Source organism: Streptomyces beihaiensis, assembly GCF_026274175.1.
GTDB lineage: Bacteria > Actinomycetota > Actinomycetes > Streptomycetales > Streptomycetaceae > Streptomyces > Streptomyces beihaiensis.
In genome coordinates, this window is the sequence record NZ_JAPHNL010000329.1 from 1 (window position 1) to 18,323 (window position 18,323).

Below are 18,323 nucleotides of genomic sequence, written 5' to 3' on the forward strand. Positions count from 1 at the left end.
CGACCACTGCGTCGGCAACGTCGAGCTCGGCCGGATGAACGAGTGGGTCGAGTTCTACAACAAGGTCATGGGCTTCACGAACATGAAGGAGTTCGTGGGCGACGACATCGCGACCGAGTACAGCGCGCTGATGTCGAAGGTGGTCGCCGACGGCACGCTCAAGGTCAAGTTCCCGATCAACGAGCCCGCCGTCGCCAAGAAGAAGTCGCAGATCGACGAGTACCTGGAGTTCTACGGCGGTGCGGGCGTCCAGCACATCGCGCTCGCCACGAACGACATCGTCGAGACCGTACGCACGATGAGGGCCGGGGGCGTCCAGTTCCTGGACACGCCGGACTCGTACTACGACACCCTCGGCGAGTGGGTCGGCGACACACGCGTCCCGATCGACACCCTGCGCGAGCTGAAGATCCTCGCCGACCGCGACGAGGACGGCTACCTGCTGCAGATCTTCACCAAGCCGGTCCAGGACCGCCCGACCGTCTTCTTCGAGATCATCGAGCGGCACGGCTCGATGGGCTTCGGCAAGGGCAACTTCAAGGCGCTGTTCGAGGCGATCGAGCGGGAGCAGGACAAGCGCGGAAACCTCTGACCGCTCTTGCCCGTCTCGATTCTGGCCATAGGGTGACCCCATGGCCAGAATCAACGACGTAGGCGGCATGACGGGGTTCGGCGCCATCGACACCACCGACGACGCCGAACCCTTCCACGCCGACTGGGAGGCGCGCGTCTTCGCGCTCCAGCGCGCACTCCTCGTGCGGAAGATCTTCAACCTCGACGAGTTCCGCGACGCGATCGAGACCATGCCGCCGGGCGCGTACCTGGCCGCCTCGTACTACGAGCGCTGGCTGTACGCCATCCGTACGCTCCTCGAACGCAAGGGCGTGATCGAGGAAGGGGCACTCGACCATGCCTGAACGCCCGGCGTCGGGGCAACCCGCCTACGGACCCGGCGACCTGGTCGTCACCTACCGCCACGACCCGCCGCACCACACCCGCCTTCCCCGCTACGCCCGGGGCAAGCTCGGCGTCGTCGTCGAGCCGGAGGGGCGGGCGCCGCTCGCCGACGCCAACGCGCGCGGCCGTGGTGACGCGCCCGTCGAGATGATCTACGCGGTGCGGTTCGCCGCGCGTGAGCTGTGGGGCGAGGGCGATCACGACGTGGTCCTCGACCTGTCGGAGAGCTACCTGCGAAAGGCGGACGACGACGGTGTCCGGTGAGCACGACGACGCGCTGATCTCCCGTCAGGTCAGGCTGCTGGAAAGCTTGTTGGAGGAAAAGGGCCTCGTCGGCGGCGAGACCGTGGACGAGGTCGTCGACGGCTTCCTGGCCAACGCGTCCCCGGTCAACGGCGCCAGGGCGGTGGCCAGGGCCTGGACCGACCCGGCGTACAAGGAGCGGCTCCTCGCCGACGGCGCGGCGGCCGTGGGCGAACTGGGCTTCGCGGCCGGGGGAGTCCAGAAGCAGCGGCTGCGGGTCGCCGAGAACACGCAGACCGTGCACAACGTCGTCGTGTGCACGCTCTGCTCCTGCTACCCGCTGCGCCTGCTCGGCCCCTCGCCCGGCTGGTACAAGAGCGAGGCATACCGCTCACGGGTGGTGCGGGACCCGCGCGGCGTGCTCGCCGAGTTCGGCGTGACCCTGCCGGACGAGGTCCGGGTCACCGTCTGGGACTCCAGCGCGGAGACCCGCTACATGGTCCTGCCGCGGCGGCCCGAGGGCACGGACGGGCTGAGCGAGGCGGAGCTGGCGAGGCTCGTCACCCGAAACGGGCTGATCGGGACGGCTGTCCTCTAGATCAGCGGCGCTCGGGCGGCGACGGCCGAGCCGACCGCCTCGGCGCGGCGGGTGCCGGTTTCCTGTGCGGCGCCGCGGGCCCGGCGGGCCGGGGGCGCGGCTTCGGCTCCGGCGGGGGCCACATCTCCTCCGGGCCGCCGGGCGGCGGATCACCCAGCGCGTCGAGGGCCCGCCGGGCCGCCGGGGCGAGCAGCGGCGAGAAGCGCGGATTCGTCCGCAGGGCCTCGCCGAGGTCCCGCCGCGCGGCACCGTACAGCTCCAACCGCCGCTCCACGGCCCCCCGGTGATACGCGAACAGCGCGTCGCTCGCCCACCCGCCGTGCTTGGTGTCCGTGGCCCGGCGCAGCAGACCGATGGCCTCCTCGTCGTCCCCCGCCTTGTGCAACGCCCAGCCGAGCGCGTCCGCCACCCGCGCGCCGCGCGCCCGCTTCCACTCCGCCCGCAGAGCCGCCACGGCCGCCTGCGCGTCCCCGTGGTCGGCCTCGAGACGCCCTTGTACGAGCGCGTCGTCCACGCCGTCCGCACGGTCCCGCTCGATGTACGTGCGCGCCGCGTCGTACTGAGCACGCGCGGCCCCCGACTGCCCCAGGGACTCGTACAACTCGCCCAGCTCCAGGGCGTACTCGGGGTCGGGGCGGCGGGCGACGGCCGCCCGGTAGGCGAGGACCGCGTCCTGCGTGCGGCCCAGGGCGGCCAGCGCGCGGGCCCGGCCCGCGAACGACGCGTGGTCCTCCGGATCGGCGCCGAGCGCCGCGTCGAAGTGGTGCAGCGCGCCCTCCGGATCGCCCCGCTCCCAGGCCAGCTCGCCGCCCCGGCGCAGCAGCGCGGCCCGCTCGGCGGGCGTCGTGGCGCGCGCCGACGCGTCGGAGACGACCGCCGCCGCGTCCTCCCGCCAGCCCCGGTCCTGGTACACCTCCGTGGTGCGCAGCGTGACCGCCGTGCCCGTGGCCATCCCGGAGACCTTGTCCAGGGACTTGCCCGCCGCCTTGTAGTCGCCGAGCCCCCGGTAGGCGTCGACGAGCCCGGCGTACGCCGTCCAGTCCCGCGGCGCCGTCTTCACCGCGGCCTCGCCCCACTTCCTGGCGGCGCGCCAGTCGCCGCGCGCGGCGGCGAGCGAGGCCAGTGCGTCGAGCGCCGCCGAGTTGCCCTTGGGGCGCGCCCTGAGCGAACTGCGCAGCGCCCGTTCGGCCTTGGGGTAGTACGCCGGTTCGGCGGTGCGCTCCCCGTGCTCCACGTACGCGGCGCCGAGCACCGCCCACGACCGGGCGTCGCGCGGGTCGGCCCGCACCCGGTGCTCCCGTTCGCGGATCAGCGCGGCCAGGTCCCGCAGCGAGGCGGGCGCGCCGGCCGCGAGCGCGATGGCGGCGCGCCCGGCGGGGCCGGGCCGCGACGGCGGGGCGTCGGCGCCACCGGGCAGCAGGACCAGGACGCCGCAGAGCACCACGCACCCGGCGAGCACGCCGCAGAGCGCGCGCCGGGTGCCGGGGGAGAGGCGGCGCGGGGCCTCGGCGGCCTCGGACGGCGCGGGCGCCTCCGGCGCCGTGGTTTCCATGGTCTCCACGGGGTTGTGCATGGGGCTCACTGTGCGTCAGTACGAAGACCGCACCGGGGCGCCATCCCGGCGGGCGAAGGACCCCGTGGAAGGGTTCACACCGATGGCCCCGGCTGCCAGGCTGTGATCATGAGCCGCACACTCATCGAGAAGCTGGGTGAGGGCCTGCCCTCCGGCGCGATCCTCACCGACCCCGACATCACGGCCTCCTACGCCCACGACATGGCGAGCTTCTGCGCCGCGGGCACCCCGGCCGTCGTCGCCCTGCCGCGCACCGTCGAACAGGTCCAGCACGTGATGCGCACGGCGACCGCGCTGCGGGTCCCCGTCGTCCCGCAGGGCGCCCGCACCGGCCTGTCGGGCGCGGCCAACGCAGGCGACGGCTGCGTCGTCCTCTCCCTCACCAAGATGGACCGCATCCTGGAGATCAACCCGGTCGACCGGATCGCCGTCGTCGAACCGGGCGTCGTCAACGCCACGCTCTCCCGCGCGGTGGCCGAGCACGGTCTGTACTACCCGCCGGACCCCTCCAGCTGGGAGACGTGCACCATCGGCGGCAACATCGGCACGGCCTCGGGCGGTCTGTGCTGCGTCAAGTACGGGGTGACGGCGGAGTACGTCCTCGGCCTCGACGTCGTCCTCGCCGACGGCCGCCTGCTGACCACCGGCCGCCGCACCGCCAAGGGCGTGGCCGGCTACGACCTGACCCGCCTGTTCGTCGGCTCCGAGGGCAGCCTCGGTGTCGTGGTGAAGGCGACCCTGGCGCTCAAGCCGGAGCCGCGCCAACAGCTCGTACTGGCCGCCGAGTTCGCCTCCACGGCCGCCGCGTGCGACGCGGTGTGCGAGATCATGAGGGGCGGCCACGTCCCGTCACTGCTCGAACTGATGGACCGTACGACGGTCAGGGCGGTCAACGAGCTGGCGCACATGGGCCTGCCGGAGACCACGGAAGCCCTGCTCCTCGCCGCGTTCGACACGCCGGAGCCGGCCGCCGACCTCGCCGCCGTCGGCGCGCTGTGCGAGGCCGCGGGCGCCACGCAGGTCGTGCCCGCCGAGGATGCCGCCGAGTCGGAGCTGCTGCTCCAGGCCCGTCGCCTGTCACTCACCGCGCTCGAAGCGGTCAAGGGCACGACGATGATCGACGACGTGTGCGTCAACCGTTCCAGACTCGGCGAGTTCATCGAGGGCGTGGCCCGCATCGCGCAGGACCTCGGCCTGTCCATCGGCGTGGTGGCCCACGCGGGGGACGGCAACACGCACCCGACCGTCTGCTTCGACGCCGCCGACGAGGACGAGGCGAAGCGGGCGCGCGAGTCCTTCGAGCGGATCATGGCGCTCGGCCTGGAACTGGGCGGCACGATCACGGGGGAACACGGGGTGGGGCTGCTCAAGAAGGACTGGCTGGCGAAGGAGGCCGGCCCGGTCTCGCTGGAGCTGCAACAGGGGATCAAGGCGGTGTTCGATCCGCTGGGCATCCTGAACCCGGGAAAGGTGTTCTGAGGAGCAGGAGCAGGAGCAGGAGCAGGAGCAGCCGCAGCCGCAGCCGGAGGCCGAGGCGCAGGCGCAGGCGCAGGGGAGGGGGCGCGTACGGCGCGCGACGGCACACTCGCCCGCTCCCCGGTGACACAGCGCCACTCGTTCAGGGTGTTGCCGGTGTGGCGGATATGCCAGGCGGATATGCCTACCTTGTGTCCCATCACGGAGCGTCCCCACACGACCACCAGACCCTGTGCCGGCCCCAACCGCAGTCCCCGCCCCACCCCCAGCCCCCGCCGCCCGGCCGCCGCCACGTCGACGTGTCACCCGTCGGCGCGAGCAGCCCGTGTCTCCTGGAGCGGGCCGATCACGCGCTGTTCGGAGTGAGCACGGGAAACAGCTACTTCAGCCGTGGCCGCCTCGCAAAGGCACTGGGCTGGGCGGCGGAGCGCTTCGCCGCCGTCGACGTCGTGCACGCCGATGTCGCCCTGGAGTCCATGCTCGAAGCTTTCGGATATGAGCCCGACGCCGCGCGCAGAAGCGCCGCGAAACAGCTCCGCGGCGTGCGCCGCCGCATCGAAGGCGCCCTTGAGGACCTCGGCCCCGCCGCCGAGCGCGTACGGGCCAGGCCGCTCTCCGCGTTCCTCGACCAGACCGGCTACCGGGAGGTGCGCGGCCGGACGCGCACCTCGCTGCGCACCGACATGGAACTGCGGGCCGTCCGGGACCGGATGGCCTACCAGTTCCTCACCAGTCGGCTCGAACCCGATGCCCTGCCCGCGCCCGCGCAGGTGCAGGCGGCGCTCGAATACGTCGACGCCGAACTGCCGTTCTTCGTGGACAGCCCGCGCATCCTGGGCGTGGCCTCGTCCGTCCACTGCTACCACACCGTCCTGGCCCTCGGCCGCCTGCTGTTCGGCGGCCGCCGGACGGGTCTGAACCCGGCCGAGAACCAGGGCTACGCGATCGTCACCTGCCGCGACTGACGGCCACCCCCACCCGCCCCCCCCACAAGCACAGGGAGCCTTCGCCATGGCGACAACGAGCACTGAAGCGTCCACGCCCGAAGCGTCCACGCCCGAAGCGTCCACCTCCGAAGCATCCGCCACCGAAACCGAATGCCCCTACGCGCCCGTGGACTGGCCCCTGTCCCGCCGCGGCGACATCGTGCCCGCCGAGTGCGCGCGGCTGCGTGAGGAGAGCCCCGTCGCCCGGATCCGTACGCTCACCGGCGACGACGCCTGGCTGGTCACCAGTTACGCGCTCTCCCGGCAGGTCCTGGAGGACAAGCGTTTCAGTCTGCGCGACACCGCGCTGCCCGGCGTGCCGCGGCAGTACGCCCTGACGATCCCGCCCGAGGTCGTCAACACCATGGGGAACGTCAACAGCGCCGGGCTCCATCAGGAGGTGCTGCGTGCCTTCGGCCCCCGTTCCGGCCCGGCCTCGGCCGAGTGGATGCGGCAGCGGGCGCACGAACTCGTCGACGCCATGGCCGAGGAGGGCGCACCGGTCGACCTGCGCCGGCGGTTCGCCGAACCGTACTCCGCCGCGCTGATCTGCGAGGTGCTGGGCCTGCCCCACGAGGAGGGGCTGCGGCTCATGTCGGGCCTTGACCTCGGCTTCCTGACCAGCCCCGTCGCGTTCGAGGGCTGCACCGCCAACTGGGACAAGGACTTCGCCTTCGTCCTGCGGCACGTGCGGGCCGCCCGCGCGGAGCAGCGGGGGCTGATCCGGCGGCTGTGCGACCTGCGCGACGACCCGGAGCGGGACGGCGCCGACCTGACCGACGAGATGCTCGCGGCCACCGTCACCTCCCTCTTCGGCGCGGGTGTGATGAGCACGTACGTGTTCCTGCTGCACGCCGCGCTGACGCTGATGCGGCACCCGGAGGAGATGGAGCAGTTGCGCCGGCGGCCCGAGGCGATGCCGTACGCGGTGGAGGAGCTGATGCGCTGCACGCTGTCGATCGGCGACGGGCTGCCCCGGATCGCCCGCTGCGACGTCCGGGTCGGCGACGTCCTGGTCAGGGCGGGCGAGCTGGTGCTGGTCTGTGTGGAGGGGGCCAACCACGACCCCGAGCACTTCGCCGAACCCGAACGCTTCGACCTCGACCGTTTCGGCCCCGGCAGCTCGTCCGATCCGCACCTGTCCTTCGGCGCCGGCCAGCACTTCTGTCCCGCCTCCGCGATCTCGCGCGTGCATGCCGCCGAGGCCCTCGCCGTTCTCCTCGAACGTCTCCCGGGGCTGCGGCTCGCGCTCCCCGTCGACCAGCTGGTGTGGCGTACGGGAAACATCAAGCGGGTTCCCGAGCGTCTGCCCGTCCTGTGGGACGCCGGCTGATCACTTCCGAGCGCCGTACGGGGCCCGGCCCCTTCGGCGGCCCGCTGCCCGCATCCGGGACCTGACGTGCGCGGACCGCCACCGGGCGACAGCCCGCACCTGCGGGCAGGGGCGGGCGGCCGAGCCGTCTCGCCCCTCTCGCCGCCCACCTCACCGCTCGTCGGACGACGACTCGTCCGACGGCCACGGGTCGCACAGGTACAGATCGTCGGCCGGGGTGGGGCTCAGCAGCTCGGCGAGGCCGTCGTCGATTCCGAGCTGCTCGGCCTCAGAGCCCGGAGGGACCACCCGCAGTGTCCGCTCCAGCCAGGCCGAGATCTGCGCGGAGGGCGCTTCGAGGAGCGCGTCGCCGTCCGGCGAGCTGAGCGCCATCAGGACGACGCTGCGCCCCGCCGACTTGGTCGGCCACACGCGCACGTCGCCGTGGCCGCACGGCCGGAACACCCCCTCGACGAGCAGCTCACGGGCGAACGTCCAGTTGACCGGGTGATCCGTGCCGACGTGGAAGGTGATGTGGACGGCGTACGGGTCGTCGGTGCGGTAGCTGAGTTTGGCCGGGACGGGGATGCTGCGCTCGGGCGAGAGCACCAGCTTCAGTTCGAGTTCGCGTTCCACCACGGTGTGCATGTCGTGCCGTTCCTCTTCTCCGTGCGGGCCCGGATCGGGCCCGTGCGGAAGGTGAGAGCACGGTGGAGGTCGAGCGTTACGCGGGTTCGCGGAACTTTTTTCCGGGAAGTTCTCCGGGGGCCCGAAAGTGGTCCGTCCCGGCGGAGCGGCACGGGCGGGCGCACGGGTCTGATAGATGTGGAGCCCACAACAAGACCCCCGAGCAGATACGGGACGACGGACATGAGCGCCCCAACCCCGGCCCCCGGTGACGACCGGCCCCGCGAAGGTTATTACCCCGACCCGTCCATTCCCGGATATGTCCGGTACTGGAACGGCGCCGCCTGGGTCCCCGGTACCAGCCGCCCCGCCCCGTCCGACGGCGAACCTCTGCCGACCCCGCTCGGCGCCGCCCCGGCGGCCCCGGCTCCCGCGCCTGCTCCCGGACCCGTGCCTGCTCCCGGACCCGCTCCCGCGGAGGAGACGGGACCCGTCTTCCTCGACGAGGAGCCGTCGGTCCGTACGGAGACGGGGCCCGACGCACCGGCATCGCCCGAGCCCGCGACCGCCTGGGGCGCCGACGCCTCCCGGCAGTCCGGTTTCGGCGGCGAGCAGGACCGCCGGGTCTCGTGGGGCACGGAAGGGCCTGGCACGCCCGGTGGGCCAGGAACAGGAACCGGGCCAGGGGCTGGAGCAGGCGCCGGGCGGCGCGGCGACGGCACCGTGGCGATCCGCGCCGTGCGACCGGGCGAGGACCCCTACGCGGGCAACAGGCCCGGTGCGGCTACGGGCACGGGCACGGGCACGGGTACGGGTACGGGCGCGGGTACGGATCCGGGTGCCGGCACAGGCCCCGACTCCAGCGCCGGCTCCGGCCGCGCCGCGCCCCGCACCGACGGAACCATGGCCATCCGCGCCCTCCCGGACCAGCCGGGACCGGCCCGCGCCCCCGCGCCCGACCCGCGCGCCCAGGCGCAGGCGCAGCCCCCCGCGCAGGCGCAGGCCCAGTCGCGCGCGGGCCTGAACCCTCAGCCGACGCCTCAGCCGACGCCCCAGCCGGCTCCGCAACCCGCCGCACAGCCGACCCGGCGGCCCGCCCCGCGCGCCGCCGCCAACCCGGCCCCGGCGGCCGCGCCGCCCGCCGTCCCGCAGCAGGCCACCCCGCCGCAGCCGGGCCCCGGCGGCAGTTCCCCGTCCTGGGCCCAGCAGGTCCACCAACTGGCACACGAGGGCCAGGCGCTCGGGCAGGCGGGCGGTGGCCCGATCACCCCGTTCAAGCCGGTCGCCGCCGACCCGTTCCTCGCCGCGGCGCAGGCCCAGGCCGCCACCCGCCCGGCGGGCCTCGGCAAGCGGTTCGCCGCGAGGCTCGTCGACTCGGTCGTCGTGGGCGCGGTCACGGCGGTCGCCGCGGTGCCGCTCGGCACGAAGGCGGTCGACCACATCGACGGCAAGATCGACGCGGCCAAGGCGTCCGGCCGCCAGGTCACCGTCTGGCTTCTGGACGGCACTACGGCGACGTACCTCGGCATCGTCCTGGCCGTGCTCCTCGTCTTCGGCGTCCTCTACGAGGCGCTGCCGACCGCCAAGTGGGGCCGCACACTGGGCAAGAAGCTGCTCGGCCTGAGCGTGCAGGACATCGAGGAACACGACTCCCCGACGTTCGGCGCGGCCCTGCGCCGCTGGCTCGCCTACAGCATCCCCGGCCTGCTCGCGGTGGGCGTCATCGGCGTCCTGTGGGGCGTCTTCGACCGGCCCTGGCGCCAGTGCCTGCACGACAAGGTGGCCCGCACCTTCGTGGCCGGCTGACGCGCCGGAAGGGCCGCGGTCATCCGTACGGCGGCTCGCCGGGTGCGCCCGGTGGCGCTTCGGGGTCCACTCGGGCCATGAGCACCCAGCCGCCTTCCGGATCCGGACAGCCGGACGACGACCCGTTCCGCAAGCCGCCGCCCACACCACCTCCGGGCGGCGGCTCTCCGTACGACACGCCACCCCGGAACCCGTACGACGGCCCGCCCGCCGACCAGCCGCCCCCGTACGGAGGCGGCCCCTACGGCGGCGGTTACGGCAGCGACGACCCGCTCGCCGGAATGCCCCCGCTCGCGGACAGCGGCAAGCGCGTCCTGGCCCGGATCATCGACCTGATCCTCGTCGGGATCGTCTCCGCGCTGATCGCGTGGGCGTTCGGAGTCGCGAAGTACCAGACCAACCCTGACAAGATCCACTTCACCGCGCAGTTCGGCGAGTCCGTGATCGCCGCGATCCTCTACATGGGCTACGACACGATCCTCATGACGCGGACCGGGCAGACGCTCGGCAAGAAGCTGATGAAGCTGCGCGTGGCCAACCTCAGCGACGGCGCCACGCCCACCGCGCAGACGAACCTGGTCCGAGCCGCCGTGCTGTGGATTCCGGCGGTGTTCTGCTGCGCCTGCATCTGGACGGCGATCTCCGGCGGCTGGAGCTTCTTCGACAAGCCGTACAAGCAGGGCCTGCACGACAAGGCCGCGAAGACGGTCGTGGTCAGTACGGCCTGAGTCAACGGACTGAGTCAACGGCCTGGGGCAACGGACTGAGTCAGTACGGCCTGACGGCGTCCCGTGCCGGTTCGCGGGCGGGGCCGGGCACGACGGCTTCGGCGGTGACGGCGGCCCGCTGGGCGGGCACCTCGTGGCCCGGCGGCTCGGCCGCGGCGACGGGTTCGGAGCCGGGCTCGGCGGCCGCCTCCCGGGCCTCCTCCCCGGTCCCCTCCTCGGGGGGCTCCGCGGTCTCCACGGCCCCGCCCTGCGGTACGGCCATGGCCACGAGCACCCCGAGGCCGAGCGCGGCCACCGCGATGACGACGACGACCGGCCCCGCGCTCGTACGCGACAGGAGCAGCATGGCGAGAGTGGAGACGACGACGGTGGTCGAACCGTAGGCGAACTGTGCGACGGTCGGGCGCGGCAGTGCGGTGGAAGTCGGGCGAGGCATGGCGGAATCCGTCCTCGTGACATCAGGAAGGGTGCGGGGTCGACCGGGTTGTGTCACCAGGTGACCGACTCTAATCCGACGTCTGCCCGAGGGGAACGCCTGGTAAGCATGACCTAACCCACAGTGCCGGTGCACAGGGGGCGCATTGAGTCATCCTGTCCATCAAGTGGACGGGCGGGCGCGCCTGTTGAGCGGTCGCCGTGAGCCGTCGCCGTAACTGACACTCCCCGTCGCACAGGCTCTGACCGGCGGTGTCCGGCCGGTCGGACGGAGTGGGCGGGTTTAGCGCCCTCGGTCAAGTTGGCCGATAAACGTGCAGGTCAGAACTGTGTGTGGCGTGCGCCTCTGGCGGGTCGCGGGCGATCGTGTTTAGGTGCGTCTTACCAGTTCGCTATTGACACTACGTCTCACGGGGGTGGGAAAGGCATGTCCGCAGGAGGCTTCTGCAAGCTGCCCGGCGGCAGCGTGGTGGTGGCTCTGACGCTGCCCGCGCCGGGCCGCGCCGACGGCGCCGTACGGGTCCTCGTCCACGCGGTGAACCGGGCCAGGGCGCTGACCAGGCTGCGCAACCTCGGCCTGCGCGCGGTCTACCTGCGGGGCAACACGGCCCCGCCGACCCCGGACGAGATCACCGCCGTCCTGCACCATCCGGACGGCCTGATATGGCGTACGGCTCCCGACAACGCTGTCGCCGACGGCGTCGTCGCCGTGGAGGCCATGCCGGAGCTGTGGCAGCCGATCCGTGCCCTGCTGCGCCGCCCGGCGCTGCCGCAACGGGGGTGAGCGCCGCTCGGCGGCGCCGCACCCCCGCTCCCCGGGCCTTCCGGCCCGCCGGCTCACCGGCCGGTCAGTGCAGCACCACGACCTTGTGCATGCCCTCGAAGGCGTGCGGGATGCCGGCCTCGTCGTCGGGGACGAAGCAGAGCAGCGCGTACGTGCCCTTCGGCAGGTGGTGCGGCTGGAGCAGCGCGGTCCGGCCGGGGGAGATGACGCCGAGGCCGTAGGTCGGCATCCCGGCGAAGGGCGGCGGGCCCGACGGGTGGTCGAAGTACGCCTGGAGCTGGGCGTCCGTGGTGCCCGGCGGTACGGCCTGGAGCTCCATCTCGTGCAGCTCGTCCGCGGAGTTGTGCACCAGGATGTTGTCCTTGGCCCGGCGCACGCCGTTCACGTCGAAGCGGGGACCGTTCGAGGTCTCCTTGGTGATCACGATGCCGTCCGGGAAGTCGGCCAGGTCACGGCCCTTTCGGCCGTTCTTGCCGCGCAGTTCGAGCTTGCGGACGACCGGGTGCGACGGGTCCTCCAGGAACTTGCCGAAGTCCAGGAGGTAGACGGGGCCCTCGCTCACCGGCGTGGTGAAGGTCTCCGGCACGTCGTGCGTGACCTGGGCGCCGCCGAGGGCCTGCGCGTCGTGGTTGACCGCGGTGATGCCCCGCGCGGCGACGGAGGGGTCGTTCCGGTTGACGGCCTCGGCCAGGTCGGCGAGCAGCTTGTGCAGGCTGACGCCGTGGCGCGGCCGGAACGCCTGGACGAACTGACCGGCCTTCGGGTCGTCGGTCGTGACGTGGAAGGCGACGAGCCCGGCCCGGGCGGTGCGGGGCGCCTGGATGCCGTGGGCGTCGACGGACACCTCGACGGGGCGCGGGCCCGGCCTGCCGTGGCCGTCGTGGCGGGCTCCGGTGTCGGCGCTGGCGGCCCCGGCGAGGGCGGTCGTGAGGGCGAGCGCGGCGACGGCGGTTCTCGCGCCGTGCCGCAGCAGGGAGGTGCGCATGAGTCTCCTGTTCGTGAGTGGTCCCCCGGGAAAAGGGCAGCACTCACGACGCCGCCTGGGCGGCAGCCACACACGGTGCGCGGCTGATCGGAGCAGCGCGCAGGCCCGCGCGCTCCCGCATCCGGACGACCCGGTCACGGCTGCCGGACGGCTACCGGACGACGACCGGCTTCCCGGTCAGTTCGATGCCCGCCTCGCGCATCTCCTCCACGGCCCGCTCGGTGGTCTCCGCGGCGACGCCCGCCGTCAGGTCGAGGAGCACCTGCGTACGGAAGCCCTCACGGACCGCGTCGAGGGCCGTGGCCCGCACGCAGTGGTCCGTGGCGATGCCGACCACGTCCACCTCGGTGATGTCGCGCTCGCGCAGCCACCCGGCCAGCGGCACCCCGTTCTCGTCCACGCCCTCGAACCCGCTGTACGCCGCCTCGTGGGCCCCCTTGTCGAAGACCGCGTCGATCGCGCCCGAGGCGACCGCGGGCGCGAAGTTCGCGTGGAAGCCCACGCCCTCCGTCCCCGCGACGCAGTGCGGCGGCCAGGTGTGCACATAGTCGGGGGAGCGGGGCGGCGTCGCGAAGTGCTCGCCGGGGTCGATGTGACGGTCACGGGTGGCCACGACGTGCTGGTACCCGCCGCCCGCGGCCTGCCCCACCAGATCGGTGATCGCGGCAGCGACGTCGGCACCTCCCGCCACGGCGAGGCTGCCGCCCTCGCAGAAGTCGTTCTGGACGTCTACGACGATCAAGGCGCGGCGCATGGTCGTTTCCTTCAGCAGGGACATCAGGTGGTCTGGGCTTCTGTCCGGAGACTATGAGCGTAGAAGCTCCGGGTGCGATACGGGAGAGGTCTGCGGGCCCCGCACACGTCACTCACACGTGCCGGGCCCGCCGCTCCCACGTACCCGCGTACTCGGTCGGGATCACACGTACTCGGTCGGGATGACCGGCTCCCCGCGCGACAGCTGCGTCGCCGACAGCGGCAGCCCGTCGCGCGCCGCGACGTGCCGCGCGCGCACCGCGTCCAGCGGCTCCCTGGCCACCACCTCCCCGCCCTTGGCCAGCCGCACGAGCAACTGGTGGTCGACGAGGTCCGCCGGGACCGGCCCGGTGCCGACGACCTCGGCCTCCGCCACGCCGTCCCGGTCGAGCCTGCGCGCGGCCCACTTGCGGCCGCCGATCGACGACTTGCCGCCCACCGACTTCTTGGCGACCGGCACCAGCGGCTCGGCGGGATCGGCCGACTCGGCGCGCGCGACCAGCTTGTAGACCATCGAGCAGGTCGGGTGCCCGGAGCCGGTCACCAGCTGCGTACCGACGCCGTACGCGTCCACGGGCGCGGCCCGCAGCGACGCGATCGCGTACTCGTCGAGGTCGGAGGTGACCACGATCTTGGTGTGCTCGGCCCCCAGCTCGTCGAGTTCCTTGCGCACCCGGTGGGCGACGAGCAGCAGGTCGCCCGAGTCGATCCGGACCGCGCCGAGCTCCGGCCCGGCGACCTCCACGGCCGTCCTGACCGCCTCCCGCACGTCGTACGTGTCCACGAGCAGCGTCGTCCCCTCGCCCAGCGAGTCGACCTGGGCGCGGAAGGCGTCCCGCTCGGAGTCGTGCAGCAGCGTGAAGGCGTGCGCGGACGTGCCGACGGTCGGAATCCCGTACCGGAACCCGGCCGCCAGGTCCGAGGTGGTCGCGAAGCCGCCCACGTACGCGGCGCGCGACGCGGCCACGGCGGCCAGCTCGTGCGTGCGGCGCGCGCCCATCTCGATCAGCGGCCGCTCCCCGGCGGCCGACGCCATCCGGGAGGCGGCCGCGGCGATCGCCGAGTCGTGGTTGAGGATCGACAGGATCACCGTCTCCAGGAGCACGCACTCGGCGAACGAGCCCTCGACCCGCAGGATCGGCGAGCCGGGGAAGTAGACCTCGCCCTCCGGGTAGCCCCAGATGTCGCCGGAGAACCGGTGGCCCGCGAGCCAGTCCAGCGTCTGCTCGTCGACGATGCCGCGCTCGCGCAGGAAGCCCAGCTCGCCCTCGCCGAAGCGGAAGTTCTCGACGGCGTCCAGGACCCGTCCGGTGCCCGCGACGACGCCGTAGCGGCGACCGTCGGGGAGCCGGCGGGTGAAGACCTCGAAGACCGCGTGCCGGTCGGCCGTGCCCGCGTGGAGGGCGGCCTGCAGCATGGTCAGCTCGTAGTGGTCGGTGAAGAGCGCTGTCGACGGCACGCCCACCCGTCGACCACCGTCGCCCTTCTTCGGAAGCGCTTCGCGCCCTTCTTCCTTCTCCGGAAGGCCCGTGTCCCCTGTGTTCATACCGGCGATGCTACCCCCTCTTAGCGTCAGGGTGACGATTTCTGGAGTTCGTCTGTACGAGCCGTCGCGAGCGGCGCGTTTGTGCGGTTGCGCCCACGTGGTGGCAGCATGGGCCCTGTGACGGCCCCAGCACCCCTTGAGATCGAACAGCCCGAGACCACGGAGGACCTCTCCGCGGTCCCCGAGCCGGACGTCCCCTGGATCACGCTGGTCCACAACGACCCGGTCAATCTGATGAGTTACGTGACGTACGTCTTCCAGACGTACTTCGGGTACTCCAAGGACAAGGCCACCAAGCTCATGCTCGACGTCCACCACAAGGGCCGGGCGGTCGTCTCCAGCGGGACTCGCGAGGAGATGGAGCGGGACGTCCAGGCGATGCACGGCTACGGCCTGTGGGCCACGCTGCAGCAGGACCGCAAGTGAACACTCGCACCGCAGGCACCGCAGGCACCGCAGGCACCGCAGGCACCGCAGGCACCGCAGGCACCGCAGGCACCGCAGGCACCGCAGGCGACACAGGATCGGAAGTAGCAGCGCACTGATGCCCGGACACTTCGAACCGGTCCCCGGCGGCGGCGCGGCCGTCGCCCTCGACGACGTCGAGATCTCCATCATCCGCTCGCTCGCCGTGCAGCTCCTGGAGCTGATCGGGCCGGGCCCCGGCGGTGACGCGGAGGAGGACCCGCTCGCCGAGCTCTTCGCCGAGGGGCCCAGCGAGCCGCCGACCGACGCGGTGCTGCGCCGCCTGTTCCCCGACGCGTACGGCGGCCCGGCGGCCGACGAGGAGGGCGCGAGTCCGCAGGACGCGGACGAACTGCGCGCGTACTCGTCGGAGTTCCGCCGCTTCACCGAGAACGACCTGCGCGCGGGCAAGCGCGAGGACGCCCTCGCCGTGATCCGCTCGCTCGACGAGCTCAGCCCGGCCGGTGAGGGCGGGGCGGTCCTCAAGCTCGGCCACGAGGACAGCATCCGGTGGATGCGGGCCCTGAACGATCTGCGCCTCGCGATCGGCACCCGTCTGGAGATCGACGACGAGCAGGACGCCGACCTGCTCTACCGGCTGCCGGACGAGGACGCGCGCAAGCCGATGGTGATGGCCTACCTGTGGCTGGGCGGGCTCCAGGAGACGCTGGTCGACACGCTCACCCCGTGACCCGTGCGCGCCTCCGCGTGACGCGCGACGCGTTCGCTCAGCGGACGCTCAAATCCGGATAACGATCGCGTCACCCAAGTGTGCCGGATCGCCCCGCAACAGCGCTTTCGTCCCCTTTTTCTCGTGACGTGCGCCACGCCCGCCTCGGCCGATCAGTGTGAACGGCGTGATAAATCTTCACGACCGCCTGACGGACACCACCCCCCGTCACGTCAGGGGCGCCCCGATCCGGCCGACCGCCGGTAGGCAGAAAACTCCATCCAATCCAGGGGTTCGCAGGCCCCTAAGGATCGTCACAGTCGGTCCGAGCCCCCACGGCACGGATCGGCATGGAGAAAGGCGCACGTCATGACCTCAGCGCAGGTCGAGCAGCACGACAAAGACTCCTCCGGCAACGAGGCAGTGAAGGGCGCGGCCGAGGCCGCCACGTCGGGCGAGGGTTACCAGCGGGGGCTCGGCTCCCGGCAGATCCAGATGATCGCCATCGGCGGAGCCATCGGCACCGGCCTCTTCCTCGGCGCGGGCAAGGGCATCCACAAGGCGGGGCCCAGCCTCATCCTCGCGTACGCCATCGCGGGCGTCGTCATCTTCTTCATCATGCGGGCCCTCGGCGAACTCCTCATGTACCGGCCCGTGTCCGGCTCCTTCTCGGAGTACGCGCGCGAGTTCATCGGCCCCTTCGCGGGCTTCGTCACCGGATGGACGTACTGGCTCTTCTGGGTCGTCACCGGCATCACCGAGGTCACCGCGGCCGCCACCTACATGACGTACTGGTGGGACATCCCGCAGTGGCTGTCCGCCCTCGTCTTCACCGTGATCCTCTACGGCGTGAACCTGATCTCCGTGAAGCTCTTCGGCGAGCTGGAGTTCTGGTTCTCCATGGTCAAGGTCACCGCCATCGTCGGCATGATCCTCATCTGCGCCGGCATCCTCACGCTCGGCTTCTCCGACGCCGGTGACACCGCCTCCGTCGCGCACCTGTGGGACCAGGGCGGCTTCTTCCCGCACGGCGTCGGCAACACCCTCATGACCCTGCAGATGGTCATGTTCGCCTTCCTCGCGGTCGAGCTGGTCGGCGTCACCGCCGGCGAGTCCAAGGACCCGAAGACGGTCCTGCCCAAGGCGATCAACACCGTGCCGTGGCGCATCGCCGTCTTCTACATCGGCGCGCTGATCATGATCCTCTCGGTCGTGCCGTGGACCAACTTCCAGGACGGCGTCAGCCCGTTCGTCGAGGCGTTCCAGAAGATGGGCATGGCCGCGGGCGCGGGCATCGTCAACTTCGTCGTCCTCACCGCCGCGCTGTCGTCCTGCAACTCGGGCATGTACTCCACCGGCCGCATGCTGCGCGACCTCGCGCTCAACGGCCAGGGCCCGAAGTTCTTCACCAAGCTGACCAGGTCCGGCACGCCGCTGGTCGGCACCACGGTCTCGGCGGCCCTGATGATGGTCGGCGTCTGGATCAACTACCAGTGGCCGGGTCAGGCGTTCGACTACGTCGTCTCCTTCGCCACCATCTCCGGCATGTGGGCGTGGATCGTCATCCTGGTCTGCCACGTCCGTTACCGCCTCAAGTCCGACCGGGGCGAACTGCCGGTCTCGACTTTCCGCTCGCCGGGCGGCGTCCTGGCCAGCGTCCTGTCGCTCGCCTTCATCGGCCTGGTGATCGTCCTGATGGGCGTCGACAAGGACGCCCGCATCTCCCTGTACGCGGCCCCGGTCTGGGCCGTGATCCTGGGTGTGTCGTACGCGGCCCTCAAGTCCCGCAACCCGCAGGCTGCGGCGTTCGCGAAGCGCCGCTAGGCAGGTGAGGAGCCGGTAACCGTCTCACCAGCCGGGCCGACCTGTACCGCACTCCGGTACGGGTCGGCCCACCTGTTTATTCTGGCCGCATGCTGACGATTTCCGAGACCCTCTACGACCAGATCGTGGAACACGCCCGCAAGGACCACCCCGACGAGGCGTGCGGCGTCATCGCGGGCCCGGTCGGCGAGGGCCGCCCCGAGCGCTTCATCCCCATGCTCAACGCCGCCCGCTCACCCACGTTCTACGAGTTCGACTCCGGCGACCTGCTCAAGCTCTACCGCGAGATGGACGACCGCGACGAGGAACCGGTCGTCATCTACCACTCACACACCGCGACCGAGGCGTACCCCTCCCGCACCGACATCTCGTACGCCAACGAACCCGGCGCCCACTACGTGCTCGTCTCCACCGCCGACACCGACGACGCGGGCCCCTTCCAGTTCCGCTCGTTCCGCATCGTCGACGGCGAGGTGACCGAGGAAGAGGTCGAGGTCACGGACTGAGGCGAGGAGTCGATCTCGTTCAGTGGACGGAAAGTGACCGCATGATGAG

20 protein-coding genes are annotated in these 18,323 nt (G+C 72.0%); 14 read left to right on the forward strand and 6 right to left on the reverse strand.

Annotated elements, in window-relative coordinates; genetic code table 11:
- The 4 genes from hppD to nthA all read left to right on the forward strand — a co-directional run.
- Nucleotides 1-592: 4-hydroxyphenylpyruvate dioxygenase (gene hppD / locus OFY01_RS30360; protein WP_266605376.1), on the forward strand; the 592-nt coding region annotated here is incomplete at its 5' end.
- Nucleotides 593-632: 40 nt separating this feature from the next.
- On the forward strand, nucleotides 633-917 hold the full coding sequence (locus tag OFY01_RS32465) for a hypothetical protein (protein WP_323135584.1): 285 nt from the start codon (nucleotides 633-635) through the stop codon (nucleotides 915-917).
- A complete protein-coding gene (locus OFY01_RS32470; protein WP_323135585.1) occupies nucleotides 910-1,221 on the forward strand; it encodes an SH3-like domain-containing protein in 312 nt (103 codons plus the stop codon). Before OFY01_RS32465 ends, OFY01_RS32470 begins: the two co-directional genes overlap by 8 nt.
- Complete coding sequence (nthA, locus tag OFY01_RS30370) at nucleotides 1,211-1,798, forward strand: nitrile hydratase subunit alpha (RefSeq protein ID WP_266605378.1); 588 nt, start codon at nucleotides 1,211-1,213, stop codon at nucleotides 1,796-1,798. The genes OFY01_RS32470 and nthA overlap by 11 nt, the downstream gene beginning before the upstream one ends.
- A gap of 1 nt (nucleotide 1,799) precedes the next feature.
- Here the strand turns inward: nthA and OFY01_RS30375 are convergent, their stop codons facing one another.
- On the reverse strand, nucleotides 1,800-3,371 hold the full coding sequence (locus OFY01_RS30375) for a tetratricopeptide repeat protein (protein WP_266605380.1): 1,572 nt from the start codon (nucleotides 3,369-3,371) through the stop codon (nucleotides 1,800-1,802).
- 108 nt (nucleotides 3,372-3,479) lie between these two features.
- On the opposite strand from OFY01_RS30375, the gene OFY01_RS30380 reads away from it, so the two are divergent.
- The 3 genes from OFY01_RS30380 (at nucleotide 3,480) to OFY01_RS30390 (ending at nucleotide 7,166) form a co-directional block, all read left to right on the forward strand.
- Nucleotides 3,480-4,850 carry an FAD-binding oxidoreductase gene (locus tag OFY01_RS30380; protein WP_266605382.1) on the forward strand — a complete coding sequence of 457 codons (1,371 nt, stop codon included), beginning with the start codon at nucleotides 3,480-3,482 and terminating at the stop codon, nucleotides 4,848-4,850.
- Nucleotides 4,851-5,014: 164 nt separating this feature from the next.
- Nucleotides 5,015-5,812: a tRNA-dependent cyclodipeptide synthase gene (locus OFY01_RS30385; protein ID WP_266605422.1), complete on the forward strand. Its 798-nt coding sequence runs from the start codon at nucleotides 5,015-5,017 to the stop codon at nucleotides 5,810-5,812.
- A 46-nt stretch (nucleotides 5,813-5,858) separates the two neighbouring features.
- On the forward strand, nucleotides 5,859-7,166 hold the full coding sequence (locus OFY01_RS30390; protein WP_266605384.1) for a cytochrome P450: 1,308 nt from the start codon (nucleotides 5,859-5,861) through the stop codon (nucleotides 7,164-7,166).
- A gap of 150 nt (nucleotides 7,167-7,316) precedes the next feature.
- Here the strand turns inward: OFY01_RS30390 and OFY01_RS30395 are convergent, their stop codons facing one another.
- On the reverse strand, nucleotides 7,317-7,793 hold the full coding sequence (locus OFY01_RS30395) for an SsgA family sporulation/cell division regulator (RefSeq protein WP_266605386.1): 477 nt from the start codon (nucleotides 7,791-7,793) through the stop codon (nucleotides 7,317-7,319).
- 222 nt (nucleotides 7,794-8,015) lie between these two features.
- On the opposite strand from OFY01_RS30395, the gene OFY01_RS30400 reads away from it, so the two are divergent.
- Nucleotides 8,016-9,578, forward strand: a complete 1,563-nt coding sequence (locus OFY01_RS30400; protein ID WP_266605388.1) for an RDD family protein — start codon at nucleotides 8,016-8,018, stop codon at nucleotides 9,576-9,578.
- A 77-nt stretch (nucleotides 9,579-9,655) separates the two neighbouring features.
- A complete protein-coding gene (locus OFY01_RS30405) occupies nucleotides 9,656-10,306 on the forward strand; it encodes an RDD family protein (protein WP_266605390.1) in 651 nt (216 codons plus the stop codon).
- Between the two features lie 40 nt (nucleotides 10,307-10,346).
- Here OFY01_RS30405 and OFY01_RS30410 read toward each other — a convergent pair whose 3' ends face one another.
- Complete coding sequence (locus OFY01_RS30410; RefSeq protein WP_407700457.1) at nucleotides 10,347-10,742, reverse strand: hypothetical protein; 396 nt, start codon at nucleotides 10,740-10,742, stop codon at nucleotides 10,347-10,349.
- Nucleotides 10,743-11,168: 426 nt separating this feature from the next.
- Here OFY01_RS30410 and OFY01_RS30415 point away from each other — a divergent pair, with 426 nt between their 5' ends.
- Nucleotides 11,169-11,525 carry a hypothetical protein gene (locus OFY01_RS30415; RefSeq protein ID WP_266605392.1) on the forward strand — a complete coding sequence of 119 codons (357 nt, stop codon included), beginning with the start codon at nucleotides 11,169-11,171 and terminating at the stop codon, nucleotides 11,523-11,525.
- Between the two features lie 64 nt (nucleotides 11,526-11,589).
- On the opposite strand, the gene OFY01_RS30420 is transcribed toward OFY01_RS30415, so the two are convergent.
- The 3 genes from OFY01_RS30420 to OFY01_RS30430 form a co-directional block, all read right to left on the reverse strand.
- Nucleotides 11,590-12,510 (reverse strand): hypothetical protein, encoded by a 921-nt coding sequence (locus OFY01_RS30420; protein WP_266605394.1) that lies wholly within the window; start codon nucleotides 12,508-12,510, stop codon nucleotides 11,590-11,592.
- A 151-nt stretch (nucleotides 12,511-12,661) separates the two neighbouring features.
- A complete protein-coding gene (locus tag OFY01_RS30425) occupies nucleotides 12,662-13,264 on the reverse strand; it encodes an isochorismatase family protein (RefSeq protein WP_266605396.1) in 603 nt (200 codons plus the stop codon).
- A gap of 162 nt (nucleotides 13,265-13,426) precedes the next feature.
- The gene (locus tag OFY01_RS30430; protein ID WP_407700458.1) at nucleotides 13,427-14,809 is read right to left on the reverse strand and encodes a nicotinate phosphoribosyltransferase; all 1,383 of its coding nucleotides are present in this window, start codon (nucleotides 14,807-14,809) and stop codon (nucleotides 13,427-13,429) included.
- A gap of 108 nt (nucleotides 14,810-14,917) precedes the next feature.
- Here OFY01_RS30430 and clpS point away from each other — a divergent pair, with 108 nt between their 5' ends.
- From clpS to OFY01_RS30450, 4 genes are all read left to right on the forward strand, one after another.
- Nucleotides 14,918-15,235, forward strand: a complete 318-nt coding sequence (gene clpS / locus OFY01_RS30435) for an ATP-dependent Clp protease adapter ClpS (protein ID WP_266605398.1) — start codon at nucleotides 14,918-14,920, stop codon at nucleotides 15,233-15,235.
- Between the two features lie 118 nt (nucleotides 15,236-15,353).
- Nucleotides 15,354-15,965: a DUF2017 domain-containing protein gene (locus OFY01_RS30440; RefSeq protein WP_266605400.1), complete on the forward strand. Its 612-nt coding sequence runs from the start codon at nucleotides 15,354-15,356 to the stop codon at nucleotides 15,963-15,965.
- Between the two features lie 348 nt (nucleotides 15,966-16,313).
- Nucleotides 16,314-17,768, forward strand: a complete 1,455-nt coding sequence (locus OFY01_RS30445) for an amino acid permease (protein ID WP_266605402.1) — start codon at nucleotides 16,314-16,316, stop codon at nucleotides 17,766-17,768.
- An 89-nt stretch (nucleotides 17,769-17,857) separates the two neighbouring features.
- On the forward strand, nucleotides 17,858-18,274 hold the full coding sequence (locus OFY01_RS30450; protein ID WP_266605404.1) for a M67 family metallopeptidase: 417 nt from the start codon (nucleotides 17,858-17,860) through the stop codon (nucleotides 18,272-18,274).
- Nucleotides 18,275-18,323 lie beyond the last annotated feature (49 nt).